General features: G+C 61.7%; 22 protein-coding genes and 1 pseudogene. 13 read left to right on the top strand and 10 right to left on the bottom strand.

Features of this window, described 5'->3' with window-relative positions:
- Positions 1–179: pseudogene (locus ACM5SV_RS21460) on the top strand (sugar ABC transporter ATP-binding protein); the annotation flags it as partial.
- 108 nt (positions 180–287) lie between these two features.
- Here the strand turns inward: ACM5SV_RS21460 and ACM5SV_RS21455 are convergent.
- The 3 genes from ACM5SV_RS21455 to ACM5SV_RS21445 form a co-directional block, all read right to left on the bottom strand.
- Complete coding sequence (locus ACM5SV_RS21455; RefSeq protein WP_018483625.1) at positions 288–2,531, bottom strand: glycoside hydrolase family 2 protein; 2,244 nt, start codon at positions 2,529–2,531, stop codon at positions 288–290.
- A gap of 203 nt (positions 2,532–2,734) precedes the next feature.
- Positions 2,735–3,733 (bottom strand): LacI family DNA-binding transcriptional regulator, encoded by a 999-nt coding sequence (locus ACM5SV_RS21450; RefSeq protein WP_017995262.1) that lies wholly within the window; start codon positions 3,731–3,733, stop codon positions 2,735–2,737.
- A gap of 9 nt (positions 3,734–3,742) precedes the next feature.
- Positions 3,743–4,750: a Gfo/Idh/MocA family protein gene (locus tag ACM5SV_RS21445; RefSeq protein WP_222014839.1), complete on the bottom strand. Its 1,008-nt coding sequence runs from the start codon at positions 4,748–4,750 to the stop codon at positions 3,743–3,745.
- Positions 4,751–4,952: 202 nt separating this feature from the next.
- Between ACM5SV_RS21445 and ACM5SV_RS21440 the strand changes: the two genes are divergently transcribed.
- The 5 genes from ACM5SV_RS21440 (at position 4,953) to ACM5SV_RS21420 (ending at position 10,022) form a co-directional block, all read left to right on the top strand.
- A complete protein-coding gene (locus ACM5SV_RS21440) occupies positions 4,953–6,245 on the top strand; it encodes an ABC transporter substrate-binding protein (RefSeq protein WP_012759096.1) in 1,293 nt (430 codons plus the stop codon).
- A 106-nt stretch (positions 6,246–6,351) separates the two neighbouring features.
- The gene (locus ACM5SV_RS21435; protein WP_012759095.1) at positions 6,352–7,239 is read left to right on the top strand and encodes a carbohydrate ABC transporter permease; all 888 of its coding nucleotides are present in this window, start codon (positions 6,352–6,354) and stop codon (positions 7,237–7,239) included.
- Between the two features lies 1 nt (position 7,240).
- On the top strand, positions 7,241–8,152 hold the full coding sequence (locus tag ACM5SV_RS21430; protein ID WP_012759094.1) for a carbohydrate ABC transporter permease: 912 nt from the start codon (positions 7,241–7,243) through the stop codon (positions 8,150–8,152).
- A 19-nt stretch (positions 8,153–8,171) separates the two neighbouring features.
- Positions 8,172–9,254 (top strand): ABC transporter ATP-binding protein, encoded by a 1,083-nt coding sequence (locus ACM5SV_RS21425; RefSeq protein WP_012759093.1) that lies wholly within the window; start codon positions 8,172–8,174, stop codon positions 9,252–9,254.
- A gap of 18 nt (positions 9,255–9,272) precedes the next feature.
- Positions 9,273–10,022: a ThuA domain-containing protein gene (locus ACM5SV_RS21420; protein WP_029871778.1), complete on the top strand. Its 750-nt coding sequence runs from the start codon at positions 9,273–9,275 to the stop codon at positions 10,020–10,022.
- Between the two features lies 1 nt (position 10,023).
- Here the strand turns inward: ACM5SV_RS21420 and ACM5SV_RS21415 are convergent, their stop codons facing one another.
- The 3 genes from ACM5SV_RS21415 to ACM5SV_RS21405 form a co-directional block, all read right to left on the bottom strand.
- Positions 10,024–10,935: an SMP-30/gluconolactonase/LRE family protein gene (locus tag ACM5SV_RS21415; RefSeq protein ID WP_222014836.1), complete on the bottom strand. Its 912-nt coding sequence runs from the start codon at positions 10,933–10,935 to the stop codon at positions 10,024–10,026.
- A gap of 365 nt (positions 10,936–11,300) precedes the next feature.
- Positions 11,301–12,122, bottom strand: a complete 822-nt coding sequence (locus ACM5SV_RS21410; RefSeq protein ID WP_222014835.1) for an SDR family oxidoreductase — start codon at positions 12,120–12,122, stop codon at positions 11,301–11,303.
- 92 nt (positions 12,123–12,214) lie between these two features.
- Entirely contained in the window at positions 12,215–13,402 is a 1,188-nt protein-coding gene (locus tag ACM5SV_RS21405; RefSeq protein ID WP_222014834.1) for a phytanoyl-CoA dioxygenase family protein, read from the bottom strand.
- Positions 13,403–13,497: 95 nt separating this feature from the next.
- Between ACM5SV_RS21405 and ACM5SV_RS21400 the strand changes: the two genes are divergently transcribed.
- Complete coding sequence (locus ACM5SV_RS21400) at positions 13,498–14,523, top strand: LacI family DNA-binding transcriptional regulator (RefSeq protein WP_222014826.1); 1,026 nt, start codon at positions 13,498–13,500, stop codon at positions 14,521–14,523.
- Positions 14,524–14,589: 66 nt separating this feature from the next.
- A complete protein-coding gene (locus ACM5SV_RS21395) occupies positions 14,590–15,807 on the top strand; it encodes an adenylate/guanylate cyclase domain-containing protein (RefSeq protein WP_012759087.1) in 1,218 nt (405 codons plus the stop codon).
- Positions 15,808–15,824: 17 nt separating this feature from the next.
- Here ACM5SV_RS21395 and ACM5SV_RS21390 read toward each other — a convergent pair whose 3' ends face one another.
- The 4 genes from ACM5SV_RS21390 to ACM5SV_RS21375 all read right to left on the bottom strand — a co-directional run bounded on the left by ACM5SV_RS21390 (position 15,825) and on the right by ACM5SV_RS21375 (position 19,218).
- A complete protein-coding gene (locus tag ACM5SV_RS21390) occupies positions 15,825–16,604 on the bottom strand; it encodes an SDR family oxidoreductase (protein ID WP_222014824.1) in 780 nt (259 codons plus the stop codon).
- Between the two features lie 88 nt (positions 16,605–16,692).
- Positions 16,693–17,094: a DoxX family protein gene (locus ACM5SV_RS21385; protein ID WP_222014820.1), complete on the bottom strand. Its 402-nt coding sequence runs from the start codon at positions 17,092–17,094 to the stop codon at positions 16,693–16,695.
- Between the two features lie 153 nt (positions 17,095–17,247).
- Positions 17,248–18,396 carry a galactonate dehydratase gene (gene dgoD, locus ACM5SV_RS21380; RefSeq protein ID WP_011653629.1) on the bottom strand — a complete coding sequence of 383 codons (1,149 nt, stop codon included), beginning with the start codon at positions 18,394–18,396 and terminating at the stop codon, positions 17,248–17,250.
- Between the two features lie 66 nt (positions 18,397–18,462).
- The gene (locus ACM5SV_RS21375; RefSeq protein ID WP_003543153.1) at positions 18,463–19,218 is read right to left on the bottom strand and encodes a FadR/GntR family transcriptional regulator; all 756 of its coding nucleotides are present in this window, start codon (positions 19,216–19,218) and stop codon (positions 18,463–18,465) included.
- Positions 19,219–19,431: 213 nt separating this feature from the next.
- On the opposite strand from ACM5SV_RS21375, the gene ACM5SV_RS21370 reads away from it, so the two are divergent.
- The 5 genes from ACM5SV_RS21370 (at position 19,432) to ACM5SV_RS21350 (ending at position 24,626) form a co-directional block, all read left to right on the top strand.
- Positions 19,432–20,415, top strand: coding sequence for an arabinose ABC transporter substrate-binding protein (locus ACM5SV_RS21370; protein ID WP_222014819.1), 984 nt, complete (start codon positions 19,432–19,434; stop codon positions 20,413–20,415).
- 70 nt (positions 20,416–20,485) lie between these two features.
- The gene (gene araG, locus ACM5SV_RS21365) at positions 20,486–21,991 is read left to right on the top strand and encodes an L-arabinose ABC transporter ATP-binding protein AraG (protein WP_222014818.1); all 1,506 of its coding nucleotides are present in this window, start codon (positions 20,486–20,488) and stop codon (positions 21,989–21,991) included.
- A 17-nt stretch (positions 21,992–22,008) separates the two neighbouring features.
- Positions 22,009–22,959, top strand: a complete 951-nt coding sequence (araH, locus tag ACM5SV_RS21360) for an L-arabinose ABC transporter permease AraH (RefSeq protein ID WP_222014817.1) — start codon at positions 22,009–22,011, stop codon at positions 22,957–22,959.
- Positions 22,956–23,846, top strand: a complete 891-nt coding sequence (locus ACM5SV_RS21355; RefSeq protein ID WP_222014816.1) for an aldose 1-epimerase — start codon at positions 22,956–22,958, stop codon at positions 23,844–23,846. Before araH ends, ACM5SV_RS21355 begins: the two co-directional genes overlap by 4 nt.
- Positions 23,847–24,626: an SDR family oxidoreductase gene (locus tag ACM5SV_RS21350; RefSeq protein ID WP_221968820.1), complete on the top strand. Its 780-nt coding sequence runs from the start codon at positions 23,847–23,849 to the stop codon at positions 24,624–24,626.
- The last annotated feature ends 2 nt before the right edge of the window (positions 24,627–24,628 follow it).

Here is a 24,628-nt window from a genome sequence, read left to right as displayed (position 1 = left end):
TCGAGGTGGTGGAACCGGCCGGCTCCGACACCTTCGCCGTCACCAAGCTCGGCGGTAAATCCGTCGTCGCCCGCCTGCGCGCCGATACCGGCATCGCTCCAGGACAAAACACCCGCCTCGCATTCAACCTCGACAAGGCCGTCTTCTTCGATCCCGAGAGCCAGCTCAGGATTTCGTAACAGTCATTAGAGCGCCGCGCGTCTATAAGACGCGCTAGGGACGCTCTAACAATTTGAGTTTGCACATAATCCTTTCCGAAAATCGATTTCGATTTTCGGGGTTGTGCGCTAGGCAGCTGTCACACTGAGCGACACCGGCGCGAACCGCGTGGAAACCGCTTCGACGGTGATCTCGCCCGTGAACCCCGTGGCCTCCAACCAGAAGCCGGCGGTGCCGCCCTGCAGTGGCACGCTGGTCGGGCCGACGATCCTTGCCGGGCCGTGCACCTTCAGCGAAATGCTATCGTTCATGAAAGGCAGGCGCTGGCCGCGCTGGTCGAGGGCGCGGATGACGACGCGCGTGCTGTCGCGTTCGCGGGCTTTCAACGTGGGGCTATCGGCAACGACTTCCAGGGTCGTCGGCAATGGATCGGCCGCCAGCGTCAGGCTGGCCACCGGCTCGCCGCCGATATAGCCGGTGAAGGTGCCGTCGATCCATTCGAGACCCCAGGTGCCGAGCTCATCGGCGGTAAAGTGCCGATGGTCGAGCACGACGGGCGGGTGCGGCAGATGCGGGTAGTTCTCGCGATCCGGACCGATGCGCTTTGAAAGCCCGCCATATTGCAGCTCCACCTCGTCGCAGTTGGTCAGGATGATCAGCGGCAGCACGCCGCCGATATTGCGTTCGCCGCGGGCCCAGAAGGTCGCGGGCTTCATGACGATCTCCTCGGAAGGGTCGCACTGGCTGATATAGGCATAGGCCGCGAATTTCGGCTCGCGGAACATGTCCATGACGCCGTGATAGCAGATGCGGTCGCCGGAGCCGAAATCCTTGTGGGTGTTGTAATCGAACATGCACCAGCCGATGGCGCCGGAGATATCAGGATCGCCATAGGCGGCATTCAGCACTTCCAGGTGACGGCGCACATGCTCGGCCTGACGCTGCTCCTGGTCATAGATCTTCGTCGGGTGCATGTGGCCGTTGAACTCGGTGATGAGGTACGGCACCTTGTGCGACAGTCCGGTATTTTCCTGCTGCGCGCGTAGCGCTGTGCGCGGGCGGTTGGCGCCCGGCAGCTCTTCATTGCCGAGGATGAAGTCGTTCATCGTGTAGACGTCTTCGAGCAACTCGCTCTCGGTGAGATAACGCACGCCGCCGGTCTGGCGGGTGCTGTCGAGTTCGCGGGCCAACCGATTGGTCTCGGCGTAGAAATCGTGACTATCCTGCGATTCGTTGATGCGCACGCCCCAGATGATGATCGAGGGATGGTTCCAGTCGCGCTCGATCATACGGCGGACGTTTTCGATCGATTCCTGTTGCCAGTCGGCATCGCCGATATGCTGCCAGCCGGGGATCTCCTCGAAAACCAGTAGGCCGATTGCGTCGCATCGGTCGAGGAACCATTTCGACTGCGGATAATGCGAGGTGCGGACGATGTTGCACTTCAGCACCGTCTTCATGATGTCGGCGTCACGCTCCTGGGCGGAGCGGCCGGCGGCATAACCGACATAGGGGAAGGCCTGGTGACGGTTGAGGCCGCGCAGCTTCAGCGGCTTGCCGTTGAGTAGAAACCCTTCCGGCGTGAATTCGGCGGTGCGGAAGCCGAACCGGGTGGAAATACGGTCGGAGCCGTGTTCGGTCCTGAGCTCGACGGTGACGTCATAGAGCGTGGGATCGGTGATGTCCCAGAGGGCGATGCCGGTGAGGCCGCCAAAGGAGAGCGTGGTGCGGCTGCCAATCGTTTCGGTCGCGGCAGTGGCGACCACCGTGCCGTCGGCCTGTTTCAGCGTGGCAGTGACGGTCGCCGAGAAGCTGCGGCCCTCGGGATTGGCGATGTCGACGCGGATGGTCGCCGATTTCTCCGGGCGAAGAACGTCAGTGGTTTCGATCTTGAGATTGCGGATCGAGACCGGGTCGGTGACCTTCAGCCAGACATCGCGGTAGATGCCGGCATAGGTCAGATAATCGATGCGGCCGCCGAAAGGCGGAATGTCAGGGTTCTCGCTGCCGTCGATCTTGACGGTGACGAGGTTCTCGCCCTTGACGAGCTTGCCGGTGAGGCGGGCCTCGAAGGGCGTGTATCCGTCCTTATGGGCAATGATTTCTTCGCCGTTCAGATAGACGACGCTGTCGGCCATGGCGGCATCGAAGACGAGCGAAACCTCGCGGCCCTCGAATTCCGGCAGCCAGCGCAGCACCTTCTGATAGGTGAAGGCGCGCTGATAGCTGGTCTCGTCGAAATAGCTGAAGGGCAGTTCGACGGCGGTATGCGGCAGGCTGACCGACTTGGCGGCATCGAAAGCTTCGAGCAAACGCTGGCCGAAGCCCTCATGGAAACTCCAGCCTTCGTTGAAGGAAACGACGGAACGCATTTCAGGCTCTCCAGGTTACGACATCAGGGACATTGCGGCGCCTCTCGGCGCGTGAAAATCTGGTCATCGGTATTCCTCCTGGACGCAATGGATGAGCGAGCCGCTAAAATACGTCACAGCGAATTCGATTCATGCGACGCGCTTTAGCTTTTTTCATGCATGTCGTCACCCCGCAACCGCTGTGCACTTCCAGGCAACATGCTTCAGGCGGTCGAGCCCCAGCGGGCGGTGCAGGTGAGCGTGATGCTGTGCGGGCCTTCGATCTCGGCGTCATGCCGTTCGATCAATTCGACGACGGCATCGATGAAGGCGACGTGATTCAGGCTCAGTGTGGTCAGGTCGTTGCAATCCCAGGCAGCCATGGCGATGCCGTCCTGGCCGACGATGGCGATATCATCAGGGGTGTTCTTGCCGAGCACCCGGCGGGCCGCATCGCGTGCGCCGATCGCCATGACGTCGTTGCCGCAGATGATGGCGTCGACCTTATCCCGGTGCAGCAGGAGCACGGCTTCCTTGAAGCCGGAATCATAGGAGTAGTCACCGAAGGCCTGTGCCTCGAAAGCAAGTCCGCGCTTGGCTAGCGCATCGACGAACCATTTTCGCCGGAGCTTGTCGATCCAGCTTGAATTGGTGCCGGAAAGGTAGGCAAAACGCTTCTTGCCGTCGCGGACGATCTTATCGATGATCTCGTCGGCCGCCTCAGCGCCGTCGATGCGGATGCTGGAGACGTTTTCGTTGTCGAGCGGCTCGAAGGAGACGATGATCGGCTTCGTCGTGTGGAAGATGTCGACCGCATCTTGCATCGACACCATGTCGGAGAAGACGACGACGTGATCGACCTGATAGGTGGATGCAAGGCGCATCAGTTGCAGCCGGTCGGAATGATCGGCGCAGCAGAGGATGATCGGCAGCAATTGTCTGGCCTGCAGGCGGTGGACGAGAAGCTGTTGCTCCTCAGCCTCGCAAGGGTTGCCGATCGCATTGACGACGAGGGCGACGAGCCGCGAGCGCTGGTTGTTCAGCGAGCGGGCGATCGCGTTCGGCTGGTAGCCATGTTCACGGGCGACGGCGAGGATGCGGTCGCGCGTGGCGCTGCCGATGCGCGAATCCGGCGAGAAGGCGCGGGAAATGGTGGCGGAAGAGACGCCGGCGAGTTTCGCCAGTTCCTTCGAAGTGATCCGCCGTCTGTTCATTCCGCTCATCTTCAGCGCCTATTGGGCGACGATCCTGACGGAAGCGCCGTCGGCCGCTGCCGATTCCTTGATTGCATCCCATAGCCTAGCGAATCTGAGGCCCATTTCAACGGAGCCGGAGTTTTCCATCTTTCCCTCGCGAATGGCGAGGAAATTCTTCATCGGGTTGCCGAGAATCTCGGCTTCCTCGCGCGGCTCGGCGGTCCGCCCGATACTGATCTCGCGCCAGCCACCCCAGGCGTCGATGCGCACGATCGCCTTCGAATAGAAGAAGGTGATGTAGGAAGCGCAGCCCGGAGGTCCTTCGCCGGCGGCCGTCAATGTCGCCAGCGCGCCGTTCTTCAGCCGGGCGGAGACGGCCGTGGTGATATCGACCTGTCTGCCGTGGTTGTTCATATAGGCGGACACACTGTCGAAGTCCGAATTGGCGAGCAGGCAGACGGTGTTCATCATATGGGCGCCGGTATCGAACATGAAGCCGCCGCCGGAGATGTCAGGCTGCTGCTTCCAATGGCCGTCGTAATTGGACGACCAGCTTTCCCAGATCATGCCCGATATGGCGATCAACTCGCCGAATTCGCCGATGAGGGCCCGCCGGCGCGTGTCGAGCACCAGCGGCGACAGGCCGCCCTGGAAGGCGGTGACGATGGTGACGCCGCTATTTTTCTGTGCGGCGATCAGCCTCTCGGCCTCAGCAACCGTCGTCACCATCGGCTTTTCCAGGAAGAGATCGAGGCCAGCCTCGGCGACGGCAGTTGCCTGCTCGGCATGGAAGGCATGCGGGGTCGAGACGTAGACGATGTCGAGTTCGTCCCGGCATTCCGCGAGCATCTGGCGATAATCCTCGAAGCTCCTCGGTTCTGGTGCGCCGGCGGCGAGGCAGACGTCGATCAGGCGCTGGCGCGACGCCGCCGTGGTGTCGGCGAGAGCAGCGAATTCGATCTCCGGCATCTTGACCCAGCTCTCGGCATATTCCGCCGCCTTCAAGCCAGCGCCGATGACGCCGAGGCGCAATTTCTCAGACATGAAATTCCTCCCTGAATACATTGTGCACACGATTACACAAACTGTATGACGATGGCAATATCTAAATAAATAAGTAATATCAGTATATTAAAGCTAACTATGGAATCTTTTCAAAAACCGTCTTGTCAGCATTCGGAATGCGTGTACATTTTCACGACCGGTGCTGGAGGGCGCCGTGTCTCTACAAAAGGGAGGACTTCCGTTGAAGAAAATGGTTCTTGGCGGCCTATGCGCCATTCTGCTGAGCGCGGTTTCGACGCTGGCACAGGCAGAAACAATCCGAATTGCAAATCATGGTCAGGCCGGCATCGACGCGATGAAGTCGACGGTCGAGCGGATCGAAAAGAAATATGGCGTCACCGTCGAGGTCATCGAATATCCGGCGCCCGACAAGGACTACCTGACGAAACTCCTGACCGAGCTCGGCGCCGGCAACGCGCCCGACCTGTTCTCCATCCCGACGACGGCTGCGGTCGCCGACATGGTGGAAGCCGGTTACCTCGCGCCTGTTACCAAGGAGTTCAAGGCCTGGGACGGCTACGCCAACCTCTATGACGTCGCCAAGGAGCTTGCCGTCAGCCCGGATGGTGAAACCTATGTGATGCCGTTCATGCTCGGCATTCAGGAAATCTATTACCGCAAGGACGTTCTCGAAAAAGCCGGCATCTCCACCGAACAGCCGAAGACCTGGCAGGAACTTCTCGACCGCGCGGCCGAGATCAAGCAGAAGACCGGCGCCTACGGCCTACTCTTTCCGGCCGGCGTTTCCTGGGGAAGCGGTGCCTTCGACGAAGGTTTCCAGCATCTGCTCGTCGGTTCCAAGACGCCGCAGCTGGTCGATGCCGACGGCAAGCTCGATCTGAATGGCGAAGGCATCAAGGATGTCTTCAACGTCTACAAGGAACTGATCGACAAGGATCTGATGCCGACGCAGCCGCTGCTCGGACCCGAGCCCTGGGTCGTGCCGAAGTACCAGATGTTCCCGGAAGGCAAGCTCGCCGCGACTACCTGCGGCTCCTGGTGCTATATTTTCGACTGGGGTCGCGAAAGCAAGAACCCGATCCCTGACGTGACGAAGGTGGTCGGCACCTGGACGGTTCCCGGCCAGAGCAGCGGCCAGTATGTGCTTGCCAATCTCGCTGCGCCGTGGGCCGTCAATTCCAAGTCGGCCAATACCGAACTGGCAATCAAGGCGCTGATGGAGATCGGCTCGATCGAGACGCAGGTTTCCTACGCCGCCCGCATCGGCAACATCCCGGCCAGCAAGGATGCGGCTGACAATGCCGAGTTCCAGAAGCTGACGGAACTGGTTCCGATCCATGCTGCGGCCGGGAACGGCGTGTTCCTGAAGCAGGCCTCTGGTTTCGGTACGGTCTCGGAAGGGGTCGCGCGGGCCACCGAAGCGCTGCTGCGCAAGGAAACCGATGCCGCCGGCGCCCAGAAGATCCTTGTCGACTACGTCAAGGAAACGCTCGGCGACGACATGGTCAAGTAAGCTCCGGCACCCTCTCTTCCGCCACGACGGGGACGCGGCGCCAACGCCCGCGTCTTCCCGCTTTCATTCGATAAGCCGGTTCCATCGATAAGGTTTGTGAGCTTCCATGGCCCGAAACTCTCATGAAAAGCGCGCCGAGCGGCAATGGCTGCTGATCCTGCTGCCCTCGCTGGTGCTGCTTCTGGCCTTCGTCATCTATCCGGCCCTCTATTCGATCTATCTGAGCTTCACCAATGAGGCGCTGACCGGGGCTGCGGCCCTTCGGCCCCGTTTCGTCGGTTTCAGGAACTATACGCGGCTCTTCAACGACGCGAAGTTCTGGAATTCGCTGTTCGTCACCTTCGTCTTCGTCATCGGTTCGGCGGTGATCGGCCAGTTCGTGCTCGGCCTGATCTCGGCAATTGCGCTGCGCCGGCCGATCCGCTTTCGGCGGGTGTTCTCGTCGATCATCCTGTTGCCGAACGCGGCCCCTGAAGTCGTCGCCGGTTTCATGTGGATCTCGATGCTGGCGGGCGGCGACAATGCCACACTCAGCCGCATCGTCAGCTTCTTCGGCATCACGCCGGCGGACTGGCTGCAGGTCTTCCCGCTGTCGATGATCATCGTCGTCAACACCTGGCGCGGCATCGCAACGGCGATGATCCTATTAACGGCCGGCCTCAGCACCATTCCAGCGGAGATCTACGAGGCGGCCCGCATGGACGGCGCGACACCGTCGCAGATGTTCCGACGCATCACCCTGCCGCTGATGATGCCGACGATCCTGCTCTATATGCTGATTTCGGCCGTCTCCACCATCGCCGTCTTCGGCCTCGTCTATGCGCTGACGCGCGGCGGGCCGGGCGGGGCGACCGAGGTCGTCAGCATCTATATCTACAACCAGTCCTTCACGGCGTTCCAGCTGGGCTATGGTGCTGCGGTCGCCGTCGTCGCGCTCGTCATCTCACTGATATTAGGTATCGCCTATGTCCGGGCCATGAAGGTGGAGGTCTGACATGGCCGTCGTTTCCCCGAGCGAAACTGCAAACAAAGGTCGGTCCGACCTCATCGCCTATGCGACGCTGTCGCTGATCTCGATCTTCTGCGCGGTACCTTTCTTCTGGGTGCTGCTTGCCTCTCTCGACGGCAATGCGCAGCTCTTCCTGCATTGGCCGGAGCAGTGGACCTTCGCCAACTATATCAGGGTCTTCACCAAGGAAGACGGGGCGAAGTGGCTGTTCAATTCGCTCTTCGTGGTCGCTAGCGCGACGCTGCTCGTCATGGTGCTTTCGGGGCTCGGCGGTTATGCGCTGTCGCGCACCCGGGCCTGGTGGAAGCTGCCTTTCCTCTACGCAATCCTGCTCATCCGGGTGCTGCCGCCGACGGCGCTGGTCGTGCCGCTCTATAAATTCCTGCTGACGTTGAACAATGCGGAAGCGGCGGTGCTCAGGCCGATCTTCGGCAGCTATACGCGTGACATCATGCGCTGGACCGGCTTCATCGACGGGTATCTCGGGCTGATCCTGGTGCTTGCGACAATGCAATTGCCGCTGGCGCTCTGGATCATGAAGACCTTCTTCGATGGGCTGCCGAGGGACTACGAGGAGGCGGCGCTGATGGATGGGGCAACACTCACCCAGCGCATCCGCCGGGTGCTGATCCCGCTGGCGCTGCCGGGGCTGGCTGCGGCCGGGCTTTTCGCCTTCATGTCGGCCTGGGGCGATTTCCTGCTGCCGCTGATCCTCCTGTCGTCGCCGGAGCTGCAGACGCTGCCGCTCGGTCTCTTCCGCGCCTTCCTGCGCATCAACGAGATCGATTACGGCCTGCTGACCGCGCTGGCATTCATCTATCTGCTGCCCGCCGTCGTCGCCTTCGGTTTTGCGCGGCGCTTCCTCGTCCAGACGTTTTCGGGCGGCGTGAAGGGCTGAGATCAAGAAAGAGAAACAGATGATCAATCTCAGAAACGTTCGCAAATTCTACGGCGCGCTCGAGGTCATCAAGGGCGTCGACATTACCGTGGAAGACGGAGAATTCGCGGTTTTCGTCGGCCCCTCCGGCTGCGGCAAGTCCACGCTGCTGCGGATGATCGCCGGCCTCGAAGGCATCGATGACGGCGACCTTATCCTCAACGGCAAACGCATCAACGACGTGCCGCCCGACAAGCGCGGCATTGCCATGGTGTTCCAGTCCTATGCGCTCTATCCGCATATGAGCGTTGCCGAAAACATTGGCTTCTCGCTCAGCCTGAAGAAGGTGCCGGAGGCGGAAATCCGCCGGCAGGTGGAAGGTGTCGCCGAAATCCTGCAGCTCACCGACTACCTCGACCGCCGCCCGGCCGCCCTTTCCGGCGGCCAGCGCCAGCGCGTGGCGATCGGCCGCGCCATCATCAAGAAACCGGCGCTGATCCTGTTCGACGAACCGCTGTCGAACCTCGATTCGGCGCTGCGCGTGCAGATGCGCGCCGAGCTGCAACGCCTGCACCGCGAGCTGAAGGCGACGGTCGTCTACGTCACGCACGACCAGGTGGAGGCGATGACGATGGCGGACCGCATCGTCGTGCTGAACAAGGGCGTCGTCGCTCAACAGGGCGCGCCGATGGATCTCTACCATCAGCCGGACAACGAATTTGTCGCAACTTTCATCGGCTCGCCAAAGATGAACGTGCTGCCGATGACGGCGACGCGCCGGGATGGCGGCAAGGTGCATCTGGAAAGCCCGCTCGGCCTTTCCATCGACCTTTCAGACGGCAATGGCGCCGTGCAGCAGGGCGAGGCGAAGCTCGGCATTCGGCCGGAACATCTGAAGCTCGCACCCCAAGGGCAGGGTGATTTTTCGGCCGAGGTCGTCATCGTCGAGCGTTTGGGCGTGGAGACCTATCTGACAGTCGGTTCGCAGCAGCAGCCGATCGTCGTACGCGCCGAAGGCGATATCGCGGTGCGGCCGGGCGATCGTGTGTCGCTGACTGCCGAGCGCGCCGGTTGCCATCTGTTTGATTCCGCCGGCCGGGTAATCCGTTCGGCAACCGCTTGAAACACATCGAGGAATGACATGACAATCAAGGTCACGATCTGGAACGAAGGGCGCCACGAGCAGGTCCACAAGGAAGTTCAGGATATCTATCCTGATCGTATCGACGGAGCGATCGCTGCCGGTATCGCCCACCCCGATTTCGAGGTTCGCCGCGGTACGCTAGACGATCCGGATGAAGGGCTGCCGGATTCCGTGCTCAATGATACCGACGTGCTGCTCTGGTGGGGGCACATGGCGCATGAAGAGGTCAGCGACGGGCTGATCGACCGCGTGCAGCAGCGCGTGCTGAAGGGCATGGGCCTGCTGGTCCTGCATTCCGGCCATCATTCCAAGCTCTTCCGCCGGCTGATGGGGACCAATGCCAACCTTTCCTGGCGCGAGACGCCGGAAGGCGACCTGGAGCGCGTCTGGGTGGTCAATCCCTCGCATCCGATCGCCGAGGGGCTGCCGCCCTATTTCGAGGTCAATGCCTCGGAAATGTATGGCGAGCCCTTCGATATTCCGCAGCCGGACGAGCTTGTGTTCATATCCTGGTATTCCGGTGGCGAGGTGTTCCGCAGCGGCTGTACCTTCCAGCGCGGGCGCGGGCGCATCTTCTTTTTCAGCCCCGGCCACGAGACCTACCCGATCTATCACGACAAGACCGTGCATAAGGTGATCTCGAACGGCATCCGCTGGGCGCGGCAGAAACACACCGATGGCCGCATTCTGGAAAACTGGCACCGGGCCGAGCCGCTGCACGGCCGCCCCGACAAGGCGAAGGCCTGATCTATGGATATTGCGCGCCGGTCGTCTTGATATAGATCGAATAGACCGAACGCGTCGCGGTGATGAAGAGCCGGTTTTTCTTGGGGCCGCCGAAGGTGAGGTTGGACACCGTCTGCGGTACCCTGATCTTGCCGAGCAGGGTTCCGTCGGGCGAAAAGCAGTGCACGCCGTCGGAGGCGCTCGTCCAGAGATTGCCGACTACATCGAAACGGAAACCGTCGGGATGGCCGACATCGAGGCTGCAGAAATAGCGGCTGTTGGCAAGCGCCCTGCCGTCGATGACGTCGAAAACGCGGATATGGCGCGGCACTTCATGTTTTGCGGAGCCGGAATCGGCAACATAAAGCTTCGCCTCATCGGGCGAGAAGGCAAGGCCGTTCGGCTGGATGAAATCCTCGACGACGGCGTCGATCGCTCCGCTTGCCGGATCGATCCGATAGACATTGCGCGTCGGCTGCTCGGGCTCGGCCTTGTGGCCCTCGTAATCCGACAGGATGCCGTAGGTCGGATCGGTGAACCAGACCCCGCCGTCGGAGTGCACGACGACGTCGTTCGGCGAGTTCAGCCGCTTGCCCCGGTAGCTGTCGGCGAGAACGGTGATGGTGCCGTCCGTCTCGGTGCGGGTGACGCGGCGGCCGCCATGTTCGCAGGAGACCAGCCGGCCCTGCCGGTCGCGGGTATTGCCGTTGACGTAGTTGGAGGGCGAGCGGAAGACAGAGACCGTACCGTCCGGTGTCCAGCGCATCATGCGTTCATTCGGGATGTCGCTCCAGAGAAGGCAGTTCAGGTCGGAAAACCAGACCGGGCCTTCCGTCCAGCGGCAGCCGGAATAAAGCTCCTCGAGGCCGGCGCTGCCGATGACCATTGCACCGAAGCGTTCGTCGCGGATCTCATAAATCGGATTGTCGCCCATGCCAGTTTCCTCCCTGAATGCTGCCGTTCTTTTCCTAGCGGCAAAAAGCTGGAGGTGCCAGAGCCCGGCGATGGAAATGCCGGGCTCCGGTTTCGTATAGCCTTTCCTGGTCAGCTTGAAGCATTCTGTTGGCTCAAACGGAGTCGAATGATCGACCGGCCGGCGCGCGTCGTAGCCAAGCTCTACGGCCAAGCCGGCCGGTCGATCAGCCGGCCCGTTTCAGCCAACCCGAAGGGCCGGGCATCTTTCCGCCAGGATCAGAGGCGATCGGCTCGGACGTACCAAGAGGTATGCCCTTCGCCAATCGCCTCTGCCCTGACGAAAACCTGCTCCGGCAGAATGCTGCAATCTGACCAGGAAAGGCTCTAGAGGGCCGCGACCGGATGCGGCGAGCCGTCGTAAGCGCCCCAGATCGACTGGTCGAAGCAGATGACTGAGCCGGTCATCAGGCCGGATTCGGAAGACGACAGGTAAGCGCAGGCGCGCGCCACCTCGTGCGGATCGACGAGGCGGCCGAAGGGCTGGCTTGCCGCCGCCTTCTCCAGCCAGTCGGCCGGGGCATCGTGATATTCGCGCTGAATGCGGTCCTCGCCTTCAGAGGCCATCCAACCGATGTTCAGACCATTGACGCGGATGCGGTTGCGCAGGAGCGCATAGGCGGTGTTCTTCGTCAGCGTTTCCAGCGCGCCCTTGGAGGCGCAATAGGCGGCGATGAAGGGCTGGCCGGCTTTGGCCGACATCGAGCCGATATTGACGATCGTACCCTCGATCTTTTCGCGGCGCATGACCTTCACCGCCTCCTGCATCAGGAAAAACGGCGCGCGAACATTGACGGCGAACATGGCGTCGAAGAGTTCCGGGCTGGTGTCGAGGATGGTGCCGCGATCGGTGATGGCGGCGGCATTGACCAGCGCATCGACACGACCGAAGGTCTCGTCACAGGCGCGCACGACATTCTGTGCATCCTCGACCTTGGCGAGGTCGGCTTTGACGTAGACGATCCTGGCACCGGTCGCAGCCGAAATCTCCGCCGCCTTCGCCTTGCCCTTGGCTTCGTTGCGGCCGCAGATGACGATGCCTTCCGCGCCGCGTTCGGCGAAGAGACGGGCAATGGTTGCACCCAATCCTCGTGTGCCGCCGGTGACGATGGCGATCTTGCCGTCGAGGCGGCCGTGGTCTGTGCTCATGAGGTTCCTCCTTTGTGATGACGTACGAATGGCCTCCCGCCGGTGCGGAAGGCCTTCGTCGGTGTGGATAGGCAGCTTGCTCCCGCTGCCCGTCAGCTCAACTTCTTCTGCGCCTGCTCTTCAAGTGCTGCCGTAAAGACTTCATCGTTCCAGCCTTCCTTCAGCGCCTCATGCATCAGCTGCGCCTGTGTCTTCGGCGCCAGTCCGCCGAGCGGGGGGTCGCGGTCGAGGTTGGTCGGGAAGGAGTAGCCCTCGGCGCAGGCGGCGACGGCGTTGGCGATCTCATCAGGCGAGAGCCTGCCCTGCAAGGTCTTCAAGGCGGGAAACAGCCTGGCGCTCATCCGCTCGCGATTAACTGTTTCCATTGCCCGGCCGAAGGCGGAGGAGACCTGCAGGAGGTTGGCGACGCGCTTGATGTCGGCCGAGCGGTTGGTGCCGGCGGCATGGAAGAGGGCGGGATTGAAGAAGACGAGGTCGCCTTTTTCGAGCGGCAGCTGGACATGGTTGGCCTCGAAATAATCCCGGAACTCCTGCCGCTTGAGCGCGAGATAACCCGGCACATAGGTCTGGCTGTGCGGCAGGAAGAGCGTCGGGCCGCTTTCGAGCGGCATATCGCAATGGGCAACCGCACCCTGCAATGTCAGCACCGGCGAAAGCCGATGCACATGTGCCGGGAACTGTTCGATCACTTTTGAGGACTGAAAGCCGAGATGATAGTCGCGATGCGCCGACTGTGCCGTGCCGCCCGGATTGACGCGATTGACCTGCGCCGTCATCTGGTAGCTCGGGCCGAGCCAGGCTTCGCTTGCCAGCGCGATGATGGCATTGGCGTAATATTCGGCGAAATTTGCCGGATCGGCGAGGCAATGTTTTTCCAGCGAATTCCAGATACGGTCGTTAGCGCCGGGTTTGGCGAAGTGGTCGCCACCGCCGGTCGAGGTGCGGTGCTGTTCCTCGATGATCGCATCGAAGATCGTGCTGGCGCGGTCGACGATGCCGGTGTCTTCGTAAGCGCGCTTGAACACGACGACGCCAGGACCCTCGCCGAAGGCCTCGCAGATTTCCGCCAACACGGCGCGTCGGCCTTCTGGCGTTGCGGCCGCCGTCATCACCTTGCGGCTGTCATAGATCAGCACGTTTTTTTCGACCGCGGACGCCGAGGGGTAGTCGGTAAGTGCTGTCGTCTTTTCCGCAAGGGCGCGTAACTCATCGAGATCGCAGGCGTCTTCGCTCAGCCAGACGCGGTCAGCGCGCAGTTTCTGCTGGTTGTCGGTTTTCATGGCGGGCTCCTCCCTCTTTCCAATGGAGGCACTATACGCCGCGATGCCAGGTGATATAGATCAGAAATCCATCAAAAAACCATCAGGCCGATCGCATGGCGCACCTCTTTCTCGTCAAGGATATTGCCTTCCAGGCAGGGCTCAGCACCGCGACCGTCGACCGGGTGCTGAACGGCAGACCGGGTGTGCGCCGGCAGACCGAGATGCGGGTGAAGGCGGCGATCGCGGAGCTGGAGAAGCAGCAGGCCGGCGCAATAGGCAGCGGCCGCACGCTGGCGATCGATATCGTCATGGAGACGCCGCAGCGTTTCAGCGATGCGGTACGCGCCGCCTTCGAGGCGGAGATGGCGACCTTTCTGCCGGGCGTCTTCCGCTGTCGCTTCCATTTTACCGAGGTGATGAAGCCGGCCGAGCTGGCGCAGCTTCTCGATCGCATCCGGCTGCGTGGCACGCACGGCATCGTACTCAAGGCGCCTGACGTCACCGAGGTGGCTGCCGCCGTCGCGCGGGCGGATGCGACCGGCATTCCGGTCGTGACGCTGGTGACCGACCTGCCGAATTCGGCCCGCATCGCCTATGCCGGCGCCGACAACCGGGCAGCGGGAGAGACCGCCGCCTATCTGATCGGCGAATTTCTCGGGGCTGGCGGCGGCAAGGTGCTGGTGACCCTGTCGAGCGGACGCTTCCGTGGCGAGGAGGAGCGCGAAATCGGCTTTCGCCGCGTCATCCGCGCCCGTTATCCCGACATCGGCATTACCGAAATCAGCGAGGGGCACGGCACCGATGCTGCGACGGGAACGCTTGCCGCGGCAGCGCTTGCCGCCGATCCCACCATCAACGCCGTCTATTCGATCGGCGGCGGCAACCGGGCGGTGCTTGCGGCCTTCGACGCGGCCAAACGCCCCGTCCGCGTTTTCGTCGCCCATGATCTCGACGCGGATAATCGCGCCTTGCTTGCGGCGCGTCGGATCGGCTTCGTGCTGCATCATGATCTCAGAACCGATGCGCGTTCGGCCTTCCGGGCGATCATGAGCCGCGCGACTGCCTTGCCGCGCGCGGTTACGCCCTCGCTTTCATCAGTCGAAATCGTCACGCCCTACAATATGCCCGCGGCCGATTGAGCCAATTGGCTTTCCTTCGATGCCGAATTCGGGCTACAGCTTTGACACGAGTGAAGGTGAGTGGGCATGGATTACAGCGACGTCAGCACGATTGCAGCCTGGATCACGGAGCAGGGACTGAAAGGCGTTTCGGAAGCCGAACTCATGACCGGTTTCTGCTCGGCTTGCCGGGACGCCGGCCTACCGCTCGACCGCGGTCTGGCGCTGATGGATACGCTGCATCCGGTGCATGAGGGCCGCGCCTTCCGCTGGGACAGCATCGAGGAAATCCAGACCGAGTTCGAATATGGTCCGACAATCTCGGGGGAGGCGGCGTCGAACTGGCAGCGTTCGGCCTTCTATCATCTTTGGTCTCGCAACGAGCGGGAGATACGCCGGCGTCTCGGCTTCGGCGATCCGATCGATTTCTCCATGCTCGATACGATCGCTGAAGCCGGTCACACGGATTTCGTGGCGATGATGCATCGTTTTTCCGAGGCCGGCACGATCGGCGAGATGGATTGCTTCTTCTCGCATTTCGCGACGAAACATCCTGAGGGCTTTTCCGATCACGACCTCGCCATCCTGCGCAAGCTGGTGCCGGTGTTGGGGCTGGCGATCAAATGTATCGCGCTCGGGCGTATCGCCCGCACAATCGCCGAGGTCTATCTCGGCGAGGACGCCGCGCGCCAGGTGATGGAAGGCAAGATCAGCCGCGGCAAATCAGAGCGGATTTCCGCGGCACTCTGGTTTTCCGACCTGCTGAACTACACCAAGATCTCCGACAGCGTGCCGCCGGAGGAGATCATCCCGCTGCTCAACGACTATAGCGAGGCGGTGATCACGGCGGTCCACGAGTCCGGCGGCAACGTGCTGAAGCTGATCGGCGACGGTGTGCTCGCCATCTTTAAGGGCGAGGTGCCGGCGGAGACATGTCGTGCGGCGCTGAGTGCCGAATCGTTGCTGCGGGAAAAGCTGACCACGCTGAATGCCGCGCGTGCGGCCGACGGCCGGGCGACGACCGACGTCTATATCGGCCTGCATATCGGCGATGTCTTCTACGGCAATATCGGGAGCCAGGACCGGTTGGACTTCACCGTCATCGGACCTGCCGTCAACGAGGTCAGCCGGATCGCCTCGATGTGTCGTTCCGTCGATCTCAACCTGTTGATCTCCTCCGATTTCGCCGCGGTGATACCGGAGCAGCAGCGTACCGCACTCGCCTGCGTCGGACGCTATGCGTTGCGCGGCGTGCAGCGCGCGCAGGAACTCTACACCCTCGACAGTGCCCGGCTGAACGGCTGAGTTCCTGACTGCAAGGGCTATCGCAACAGGCCCTGGCCGCCGTCGATCCAGATCGGCGTACCGGTGATGTGTCGGGCGCGCTCGGAGGCGAGGAAAAGGATTGTTTCGGCGACATCTTCGCTCTTGCCTGTCTTGCCGCCGGCAATCGGAATATCCCCCTCAGGCCAGATGACCGGAACCTCCGTCTCCTCGCGGTGGCGGCTGTCGGTATTGGCGCCGATATTGGTCTCGATCTCGCCGGGGCAGACGGCATTGACGCGGATGCCGTGTCGGCCGAGTTCGAGGGCGAGCTGCTGGACCATGGCGACCTGGCCGGCCTTGGTTGCGGTGTAGGCGGTGGCACCGGGCGTGGTGAAGGTGCGGGTGCCGTTGATCGAGGAGACGACGATGATCGAACCGCCATGGCGCTTCAGATGCGGAACCGTCAGATGCAGGGTGAGATAGGTGCCGCGCAGATTGACGGCGATGGTCTTGTCCCATTCATCCGGCTTCAGATCGTCGATCGGCGCCCAGACACCGTTGATCCCAGCATTGGCGACAACGATGTCGAGGCCGCCGAAGGTGTCGGTCAGCTTCGCGACGACGCTTCGCATTTGAGCTTCGTCGCTGGTATCTGCCGTCAGCGCGATCGACTCTCCGCCGGCGGCCTTGATCTCGGCGCAGGTCTTTTCGACCTCGTCGGCGGTGCGGCTCAATGCTGCGACCCTTGCACCCTCGGCAGCGAGCCGCAACGCGGCCGCTTTGCCGATGCCCGAACCGGCGCCTGTTACCAATGCGGTCTTACCCTTCAGCTCCATGGGCGGGATCTCCTTGCCGTTTTGCCGGTAGGCCAATGTTCGGCACGGCTCTTGGTTCCGAAGGAGAGCAGGTCGCTAGAGCGCGGTGCTAGAGCCTCCTGAGGAGGGTGTGGCTCAGCGCCCATCTCTCCGGCCCGTGGACGGCGGCAAAGAGCAGACCGGCGAGGAAGGTAAAGTGATCGACGAAGAAGCCGAACTCGGCCTGGTTCTGTTGCCAATGGGACGGACCGTGGAAGGCGAAAGCGAGGAAGATCACATAGATGGCTGCGAGCAGGCTGGCCTCGGTGAAGAAGGCTCCTGATATTAAAGCGAGCGCCAGCGCGATCTCGAAGAAGGCGGCGATCCAGGTAAGGAATGTCGCCATCGGAAAGCCCGCGGCAGTGATATAGCCCGCCGTTGCGCCGATATCGGCGAACTTGAAGCCGGCGGCCATGAAGAAGACGAAGCTGAAGATGATGCGGGCGACGATGATTGCGATTGCTCTGGCCATCCTGAAATCTCCTCTTTGAGCTTCCACTATGACGGACGGGACACGCGATATCCTACACGGGGAATGAAAAAGGGCCGCTCGCGCGACCCTATCACTTTGAGTTGCGCATAATCCTTTCCGAAAATCGGCTCCGATTTTCGGGGTTATGCGCTTTCACCACTCGGCGAAGCTGCCGTCGGCATGCCGCCAGATCGGGTTGCGCCAGCGGTGGCCCTCCTTGGCGCGTTCGATGACATAGGCCTCGTCGACCTCGATGCCGAGACCCGGACCCTGCGGGATCGAGACGAAACCATCGGCATACTGGAACACCTCCTTGTTGGAGATGTAGTCGAGGATGTCGTTGCCCTTGTTGTAGTGGATGCCGAGGCTCTGTTCCTGGATGAAGGCATTGTAGCTGACGGCATCGACCTGCAGGCAGGCGGCAAGCGCGATCGGACCCAGTGGGCAATGCGGCGCCAGCGCCACGTCATAGGCTTCGGCCATCGCCGCGATCTTGCGGCATTCGGTGATGCCGCCGGCATGGGAGAGATCCGGCTGGATGATGTCGACATAACCGTCGGAGAGAACCTGCTTGAAGTCCCAACGCGAAAAGAGGCGTTCACCCAGCGCAATCGGCGTCGAGGTGTGGTTGACGATATCGCGCAGCGCTTCCTTGTTTTCGGAAAGCACCGGCTCTTCGATGAACATCAGCTTGTAGGGATCGAGCTCCTTGGCGAGAACCTTCGCCATCGGCTTGTGGACGCGGCCGTGGAAATCGACGCCGATGCCGATATGCGGGCCGATCGCCTCGCGGATAGCGGCGATGGTCTCGACCGCCTTCTCCACCTTTTCGTTGGTGTCGACGATCTGCATTTCCTCGCAGCCATTGAGCTTGATCGCCTTGAAACCGCGGGCCACCACTTCCTTGGCATTGTTGGCGACATCCGAGGGACGGTCGCCGCCGATCCAGGAATAGACCTTGATGCGATCACGGAGCTGGCCGCCGAGCAGGGAATGGATCGGCTGGCCGAGCGCCTTGCCCTTGATGTCCCACAGCGCCTGGTCGATGCCCGAGATTGCGCTCATGTGGACGGCGCCGCCGCGATAGAAGCCGCCGCGATACATCACGGTCCAGTGGTCTTCGATCAGGAAAGGATCCTTGCCGATCAGGTAGTCTTCCAGCTCATGGACGGCGGCCTGAACGGTGAGCGCACGGCCTTCGACGACCGGCTCGCCCCAGCCGACGATGCCTTCATCGGTCTCGACCTTCAAAAACAGCCAGCGCGGGGGAACGATATAGGTGGTGAGTTTGGTGATCTTCATCGCTGTTCTTTCAGTCTCTTCCCGGGTTTGCGATCGGCGGCGCGTCCGCAGATTTGTCGTGATCGGTCATTTCGTTCTGCCGATCGCTTTTTCGGCGGCGGCAAGATCGCGCACTGCAAGATCGAGCATGCGGTTGGCGCATTCGCGGGCGCCCGCCTTGTCGCGCATGCGCAGGGCCTCGACCAGCTGGCCGTGAACGAGCACCGCATCCTCGCGATTCTCGACGCCGATATTGGAGGCATGCAGCGCATATTTCAGTGCCGCGTGAATGGCGCTCGACAGGCGGCGGAAGACCTGATTGTGGCTGGCGGTGAGCAGCACCGTGTGGAACATGACGTCGGCATCGGTAAAGCTTTCCGGGTCGCGAGCGCTGTCGCGCATCTGCCGCCAGGCATTGTCGAGATCGGCGATCTCCTGGGCGCTGGCGCGCTCGGCGGCATATTCGGCGGCTGCCGGCTCGATGGTGCGGCGGGCCTCGAGAATGCAGCCGAGCAGGTCGAAATCCTTGATATAGGGACCCATCCATTCAAGCACGTCAGCGTCCAGGATATTCCAATCGTCCTTGTCGCAAACGGTGGTTCCGATGCGTGGCTTACCGCGGACGAGGCCTTTGGATTCCAGCACTTTCAGCGATTCGCGAATGACGGTGCGGCTGACGCCGTAGAGCTCGCAGAGATCGTTCTCGCGGGGCAGCGGTGAGCCCGCGGGATAGCGGTCCGCACAGATATCCTGAGCGATCGCCGCCGTGACGTTGCGGCGTACGCGCGGGCGGCGCTCGATGCGGCGGCTTTCGGCCCCGCTCTGTCGCTCGATTGTTTCCAACTCACCTCTCCGCTCTGTCTCGCGTGCGAAGCAATCGAACCTGATTATCCGAATTCGATCCGCTTTGCGACGCTTCCTCCCGGCATCTCGTCAATAATCCTATTATTCCAATCATCATACATTGGCAATTGACTGGTATGATGATTTATCATAATTCATTGGACGTTGCCTGGGAGGCAGCTGCTCGGTTTTTGAGAGTTTAGGGAGAGAGACATGCGCTTGTTCAAAGCAGCCATTCTGGCTGGCACTTTCGCCATTCTGGCAGCCGGCTCGGCATTTTCCGCGGACGTCAAGATAGGGTTCATCGTCAAGCAGCCTGAGGAGCCGTGGTTCCAGGACGAATGGAAGTTCGCCGACCAGGCCGCCAAGGAAAAAGGCTTCACCGTCGTCAAGATCGGCGCCGAAGATGGTGAGAAGGTCCAGTCGGCGATCGACAATCTCGGCGCTCAAGGTGCGCAGGGCTTCATCATCTGCACGCCCGACGTCAAACTGGGCCCCGGCATCGTCGCCAAGGCCGAAGCCAACCAGCTGAAGCTGATGACGGTCGACGACCGCCTCGTCAGCGCCGACGGCAAGCCGCTGGAGGAGGTGCCGCATATGGGCATTTCGGCCACCAAGATCGGCGAGACCGTCGGCCAGGCGATCGTCGACGAAATCAAAAAGCGCGGTTGGGACATGAAGAATGTCGGCGCCGTGCGGGTCTCCTATGACCAGCTGCCGACGGCCGTCGACCGCGTCGAAGGCGCGATGTCGGTGCTGAAGTCCGCCGGCTTCCCGGCTGAAAACATCTATGATGCGCCACAGGCGAAGACGGATACGGAAGCGGCGCTCAACGCGGCAACTACCGTTCTCAACAAGCATGCCGACGTGAAATACTGGGTCGCCTTCGGCCTCAATGACGAAGCCGTCCTCGGCGCCGTCCGTGCTTCCGAATCGGTCGGCATTCCGGCGGCCAACGTCATCGGTGTCGGCATCGGCGGCGCGGAATCGGCGATCAACGAGTTCAAGAAGCCGGCGGCGACTGGCTTCTTCGGCACCGTCATCATCTCGCCGAAGCGCCACGGCTACGAGACCGCGCTCAACATGTATGACTGGATCGCCAACGACAAGGAGCCGGAAAAGCTGACGCTGACCTCTGGTTCCCTAGCGCTGCGCGACGATTATGAAAAGGTCCGCAAGGATCTTGGCATCGAGTGATCGTCCTTCCAAGATGATATCGTCCGGCGGCCGCCTAGCGTGCCGCCGGGTCCTTCTCGGCGGAGCGATGATGGCTTTCCTCGAATTCAACAATATCTCCAAGGGTTATCCCGGCGTGCAGGCGCTGGCGAACGTTTCCTTCACTGTCGAGAAGGGCGCCGTCCACGGCCTGATGGGCGAGAACGGTGCCGGTAAATCGACGTTGATCCGCGTACTGTCCGGCGATCAGGCCGCCGATGGCGGCAACATCCTCATCAACGGCGAGGAGCAGAGATACGGGTCCGTCCGCGGCGCCTTCCATGCCGGCGTCATCGTTATCCATCAGGAACTGCAACTCGTTCCGGAGCTAACCGTCGCCGAAAATCTCTGGCTCGGACGCTTTCCGGCCAAGGGCGGCGTCATCCATTCGAAGACGCTGATCGAGACAGTGCGGTCGAAGCTCGAGGAGACCGGCATCGACGTCGATCCGTCGGCCAAGGTCGCCTCGCTTTCGATCGGCGCGCGGCAGATGGTCGAAATCGCCAAGGCCGTCATGCTCGATGCGCGGGTGATTGCGCTCGACGAGCCGACCTCCTCGCTTTCCTCGCGTGAAAGCGAAATCCTGTTTTCGCTCATCGACAGGCTGAAGGCGCAGGGAACGGTCATTCTCTACGTCTCGCATCGTCTCGAAGAGATCTTTCGTCTTTGCGACAGCCTGACGGTGCTGCGCGACGGCAAGCTTGCCGCCCACCATCCTCAGATCGCCGAAACCACGCGCGAGCAGATCATCTCGGAAATGGTCGGACGCGAGATCAGCAATGTCTGGGGATGGCGCGAACGTCCGCTCGGCGGCATTCGGCTGGAGGTCAACGGCCTGTCGGGGCCGAGGCTGCGCCATCCGATCAGCTTTTCCGTCCGCCAGGGCGAAATCCTCGGTTTCTTCGGCCTGATCGGCGCCGGCCGTAGCGAGATGGCGCGGCTGCTTTACGGCGCCGATGCCAGGCATCAGGGCCAGGTGACCATCGACGGCGTTGCCGTTTCGCCGAACAATCCGAAAGCAGCGATCAATGCCGGGATGGTGCTTTGCCCCGAGGACCGCAAGTTCGACGGCATCGTCCAGGGCCGATCGATCGAAGAAAATATCGCGATCTCGTCACGCCGGCACTTTTCGCCCTTCGGCATTCTGAGCCCGAGACAAGAGGCGGCGCTGGCAGATCGGTTCATCGCCAAGCTTCGGGTGCGAACACCGTCGCGCAAGCAGGACATCATCAATCTATCGGGCGGCAACCAGCAGAAGGTCATTCTCGGCCGCTGGCTGTCCGAGCAGGGGATCAAGGTGCTGGTCATCGACGAGCCGACGCGCGGCATCGATGTCGGGGCGAAATCGGAAATCTACGAAATTCTCTATGAGCTTGCGGCCGGCGGCATGGCGATCGTGGTGATCTCCAGCGAGTTGCCCGAAGTCATGGGCATCTCCGATCGCATCATGGTGATGTGCCAGGGCAGGGTGGCGGCCAACGTCGCCCGTCCGGATTTCGACGAGCGCAGCATCCTGACGGCAGCGCTTCCCGACAAGAATGCCGCAGGCACCCTTTAGAACCAGGAATACGGACGATGAATTCGTTGAAAAAAATCCTTCTCGGCGAACAAGGGCTGGTGGTGATCTTTGCTGCCGCCTTCGTGATCGTCTCGCTCTTCGTTCCGAACTTCCTGACCGAGCGAAACATGCTGGGGCTGCTGCAATCGGTCGTCACGATCGGCATCGTTGCCTGCACGATGATGTTCTGCCTGGCGTCGCGCGATTTCGACCTTTCGGTCGGATCGATCGTCGCCTTCTCCGGCATGATCGCGGTGATGGTCTCGAATGCGACGGGCTCCATTCCCGTCGGGCTGCTCGCCGCCCTGCTTTGCGGCGCTATCGTTGGTTTCGTCAATGGTATCGTCATTGCCCGCTTTCGCATCAATGCGCTGATCACCACGCTTGCGACCATGCAGATCGTGCGCGGGCTGGCGCTGATCGCTTCCGATGGCCGCGCCGTCGGCATCAACGATCCCGCCTTCTACCAGCTTGCCCTGTCGCGATTTCTCACCGTGCCGACGCCGATCTGGATCATGCTGATCCTTTTCATCCTCTTCGGTTTCGTGCTCAACCGCACCGTCTTCGGCAAGAACACCCTGGCGATCGGCGGCAATCCGGAGGCCTCGCGGCTTGCCGGCGTCAATGTCGTCAATATGCGGATCTGGATCTTTGCCCTGCAGGGTCTCGTCTGCGGCATTGCCGGCGTCCTGCTTGCCTCGCGCATCACCTCCGGCCAGCCGAATGCAGCGACAGGGCTTGAGCTTTCGGTGATTTCGGCCTGCGTTCTCGGCGGTGTTTCGCTGGCCGGCGGCCGGGCGGCGATGAGCGGCGTCATTGTCGGCGTGCTGATTATGGGCATCGCCGAAAACGTCATGAACCTCTTGAATATCCAGGCGTTCTATCAGTATGTGGTACGCGGGCTGATCCTGCTGATCGCAGTGTTGCTCGACAATTTGAGGTCTTCGGCTGCGGGACGGCGCGGATGAACCAGGGACAAACCGGCGATGACATCGAACTGAGGCACGGCGATCTCGCCGTCCGGGTCAGCCCTCGGGGTGCCGCCGTCACCGCCGCGACCTATCGAGGCGTGCCCTTTCTCGTGGCGGCCGGCGGGCCGGAGGGCGCGATGGCGAATTTCGCGATGGTGCCGTTCGGCAACCGCGTGGAAGGCAATATCATGTCCTTTGCCGGACGCGACTATGCCTTCCAGCCGAATACTTCCGATCCGCTCTATCGGCACGGCGACGGCTGGCTCAGCCTCTGGCAGCTTGAAGACTCCAGCCCGGAGTATGCGCAGTTCTGCTTTTCCCGCAGCGCCGACGGGGTTTCACCCTATGCCTATCTTACCCGGCAGGAGATCCGTCTCGCCGGCAATGCTCTGGTGCTGAGGCTTTCCGTGGAAAACCGAGGCGAAACCGCTCTTCCCTTCGGGCTCGGTCAACATCCCTTCTTCGCGCGCACGCCAAAGACGCGACTGACGATTGCGGCCGATCGCTATTGGAGCGAGCGGCCGGACCATCTTCCGGAGATGCCTGGCTCTGTGCCGGACTATTTCGATTTCAGATCCGAAAAGCTTTTGCCGCAGAGATGGATGAACAATGCCTTCGAGGGTTGGAATGGGCGGGCTGCGATCGCCTGGCCGGAACTTGGAATTCAGGCGGGGCTGGAAGCCGACGGTGCGCTCGATCGCTTCATGCTGTATATGCCGGTCAACCGGAGCGACTTCTTCTGCCTCGAACCGATGAGCCATCTGCCGAACGGCCACCATCTGCCTGATTTCGGTGGGCTCGCGCCGCTTGCGCCGGGGGAGGCGCTTGCCGGCACGGTGACGATCCTGATGTCGGCGCTGCCGGTTCGGTCGGAGGAGGGATAGATGGGCGGCCGTCTGCAAGGCAAGAACATCCTGATAACAGGTGCTGCGCAGGGTATCGGGCTTGCGATGGCGAAGGCTTTCATGCGGGAGGATGCCGCCGTCTTCCTCGTTGATCGCGATGCGGCGCTGCTGGCGCGGGCGGCGAAAGAGCTCCAGAGCAGTGGTGGCCGGCTTGGTTATCTGCCGGCCGATATTACCGATGCCGGGACGATCACGACATTGGTCGCTCAGGCGAATGAAGAAATCGGACAGCTGAACGCGCTCGTCAACAATGCCGGGGTGAATGTCTTTGCCGAACCGCTCGAGACGACGGACGAGGAGTGGAACCGCTGCTTCGACATCAATCTGAAGGGCGCATGGAACTGCTGCAAGGCGGTGCTGCCGGGCCTGATCGAACAGGGCGGCGGCGTTATCCTCAACATCGCCTCGACGCACGCTTTCACCATCATCCCGCATACATTTCCCTATCCGCTGGCAAAACACGCCCTGCTCGGAATGACGAAATCCTTGGGGCTCGAATATGCCGCCCGCAATATCCGCGTCAACGCGCTGGCGCCGGGCTATGTCTCGACTCAGAAGGTGATCGATTACTGGAACGGCTTCCCTGATCCGGAGGCGGCAAAGGCCAAAACGATGAAACTGCATCCCGGCGGGCGCATCGCGACGCCGGAGGAGATTGCCATGGCGGCCGTGTTCATGATTTCCGACGAGTGCCCGTTCATCAATGCCACCTGCCTGACAATCGATGGCGGCCTCAGTGTGCTGCAGCATCCCGCCTGAAG

The sequence above is a fragment of the Rhizobium sp. CRRU65 genome, from assembly GCF_048551595.1.
Lineage (GTDB): Bacteria > Pseudomonadota > Alphaproteobacteria > Rhizobiales > Rhizobiaceae > Rhizobium > Rhizobium leguminosarum_J.
Note: the sequence above shows the minus strand (reverse complement) of the source record. Positions and strands in the feature narration are given on the sequence as shown.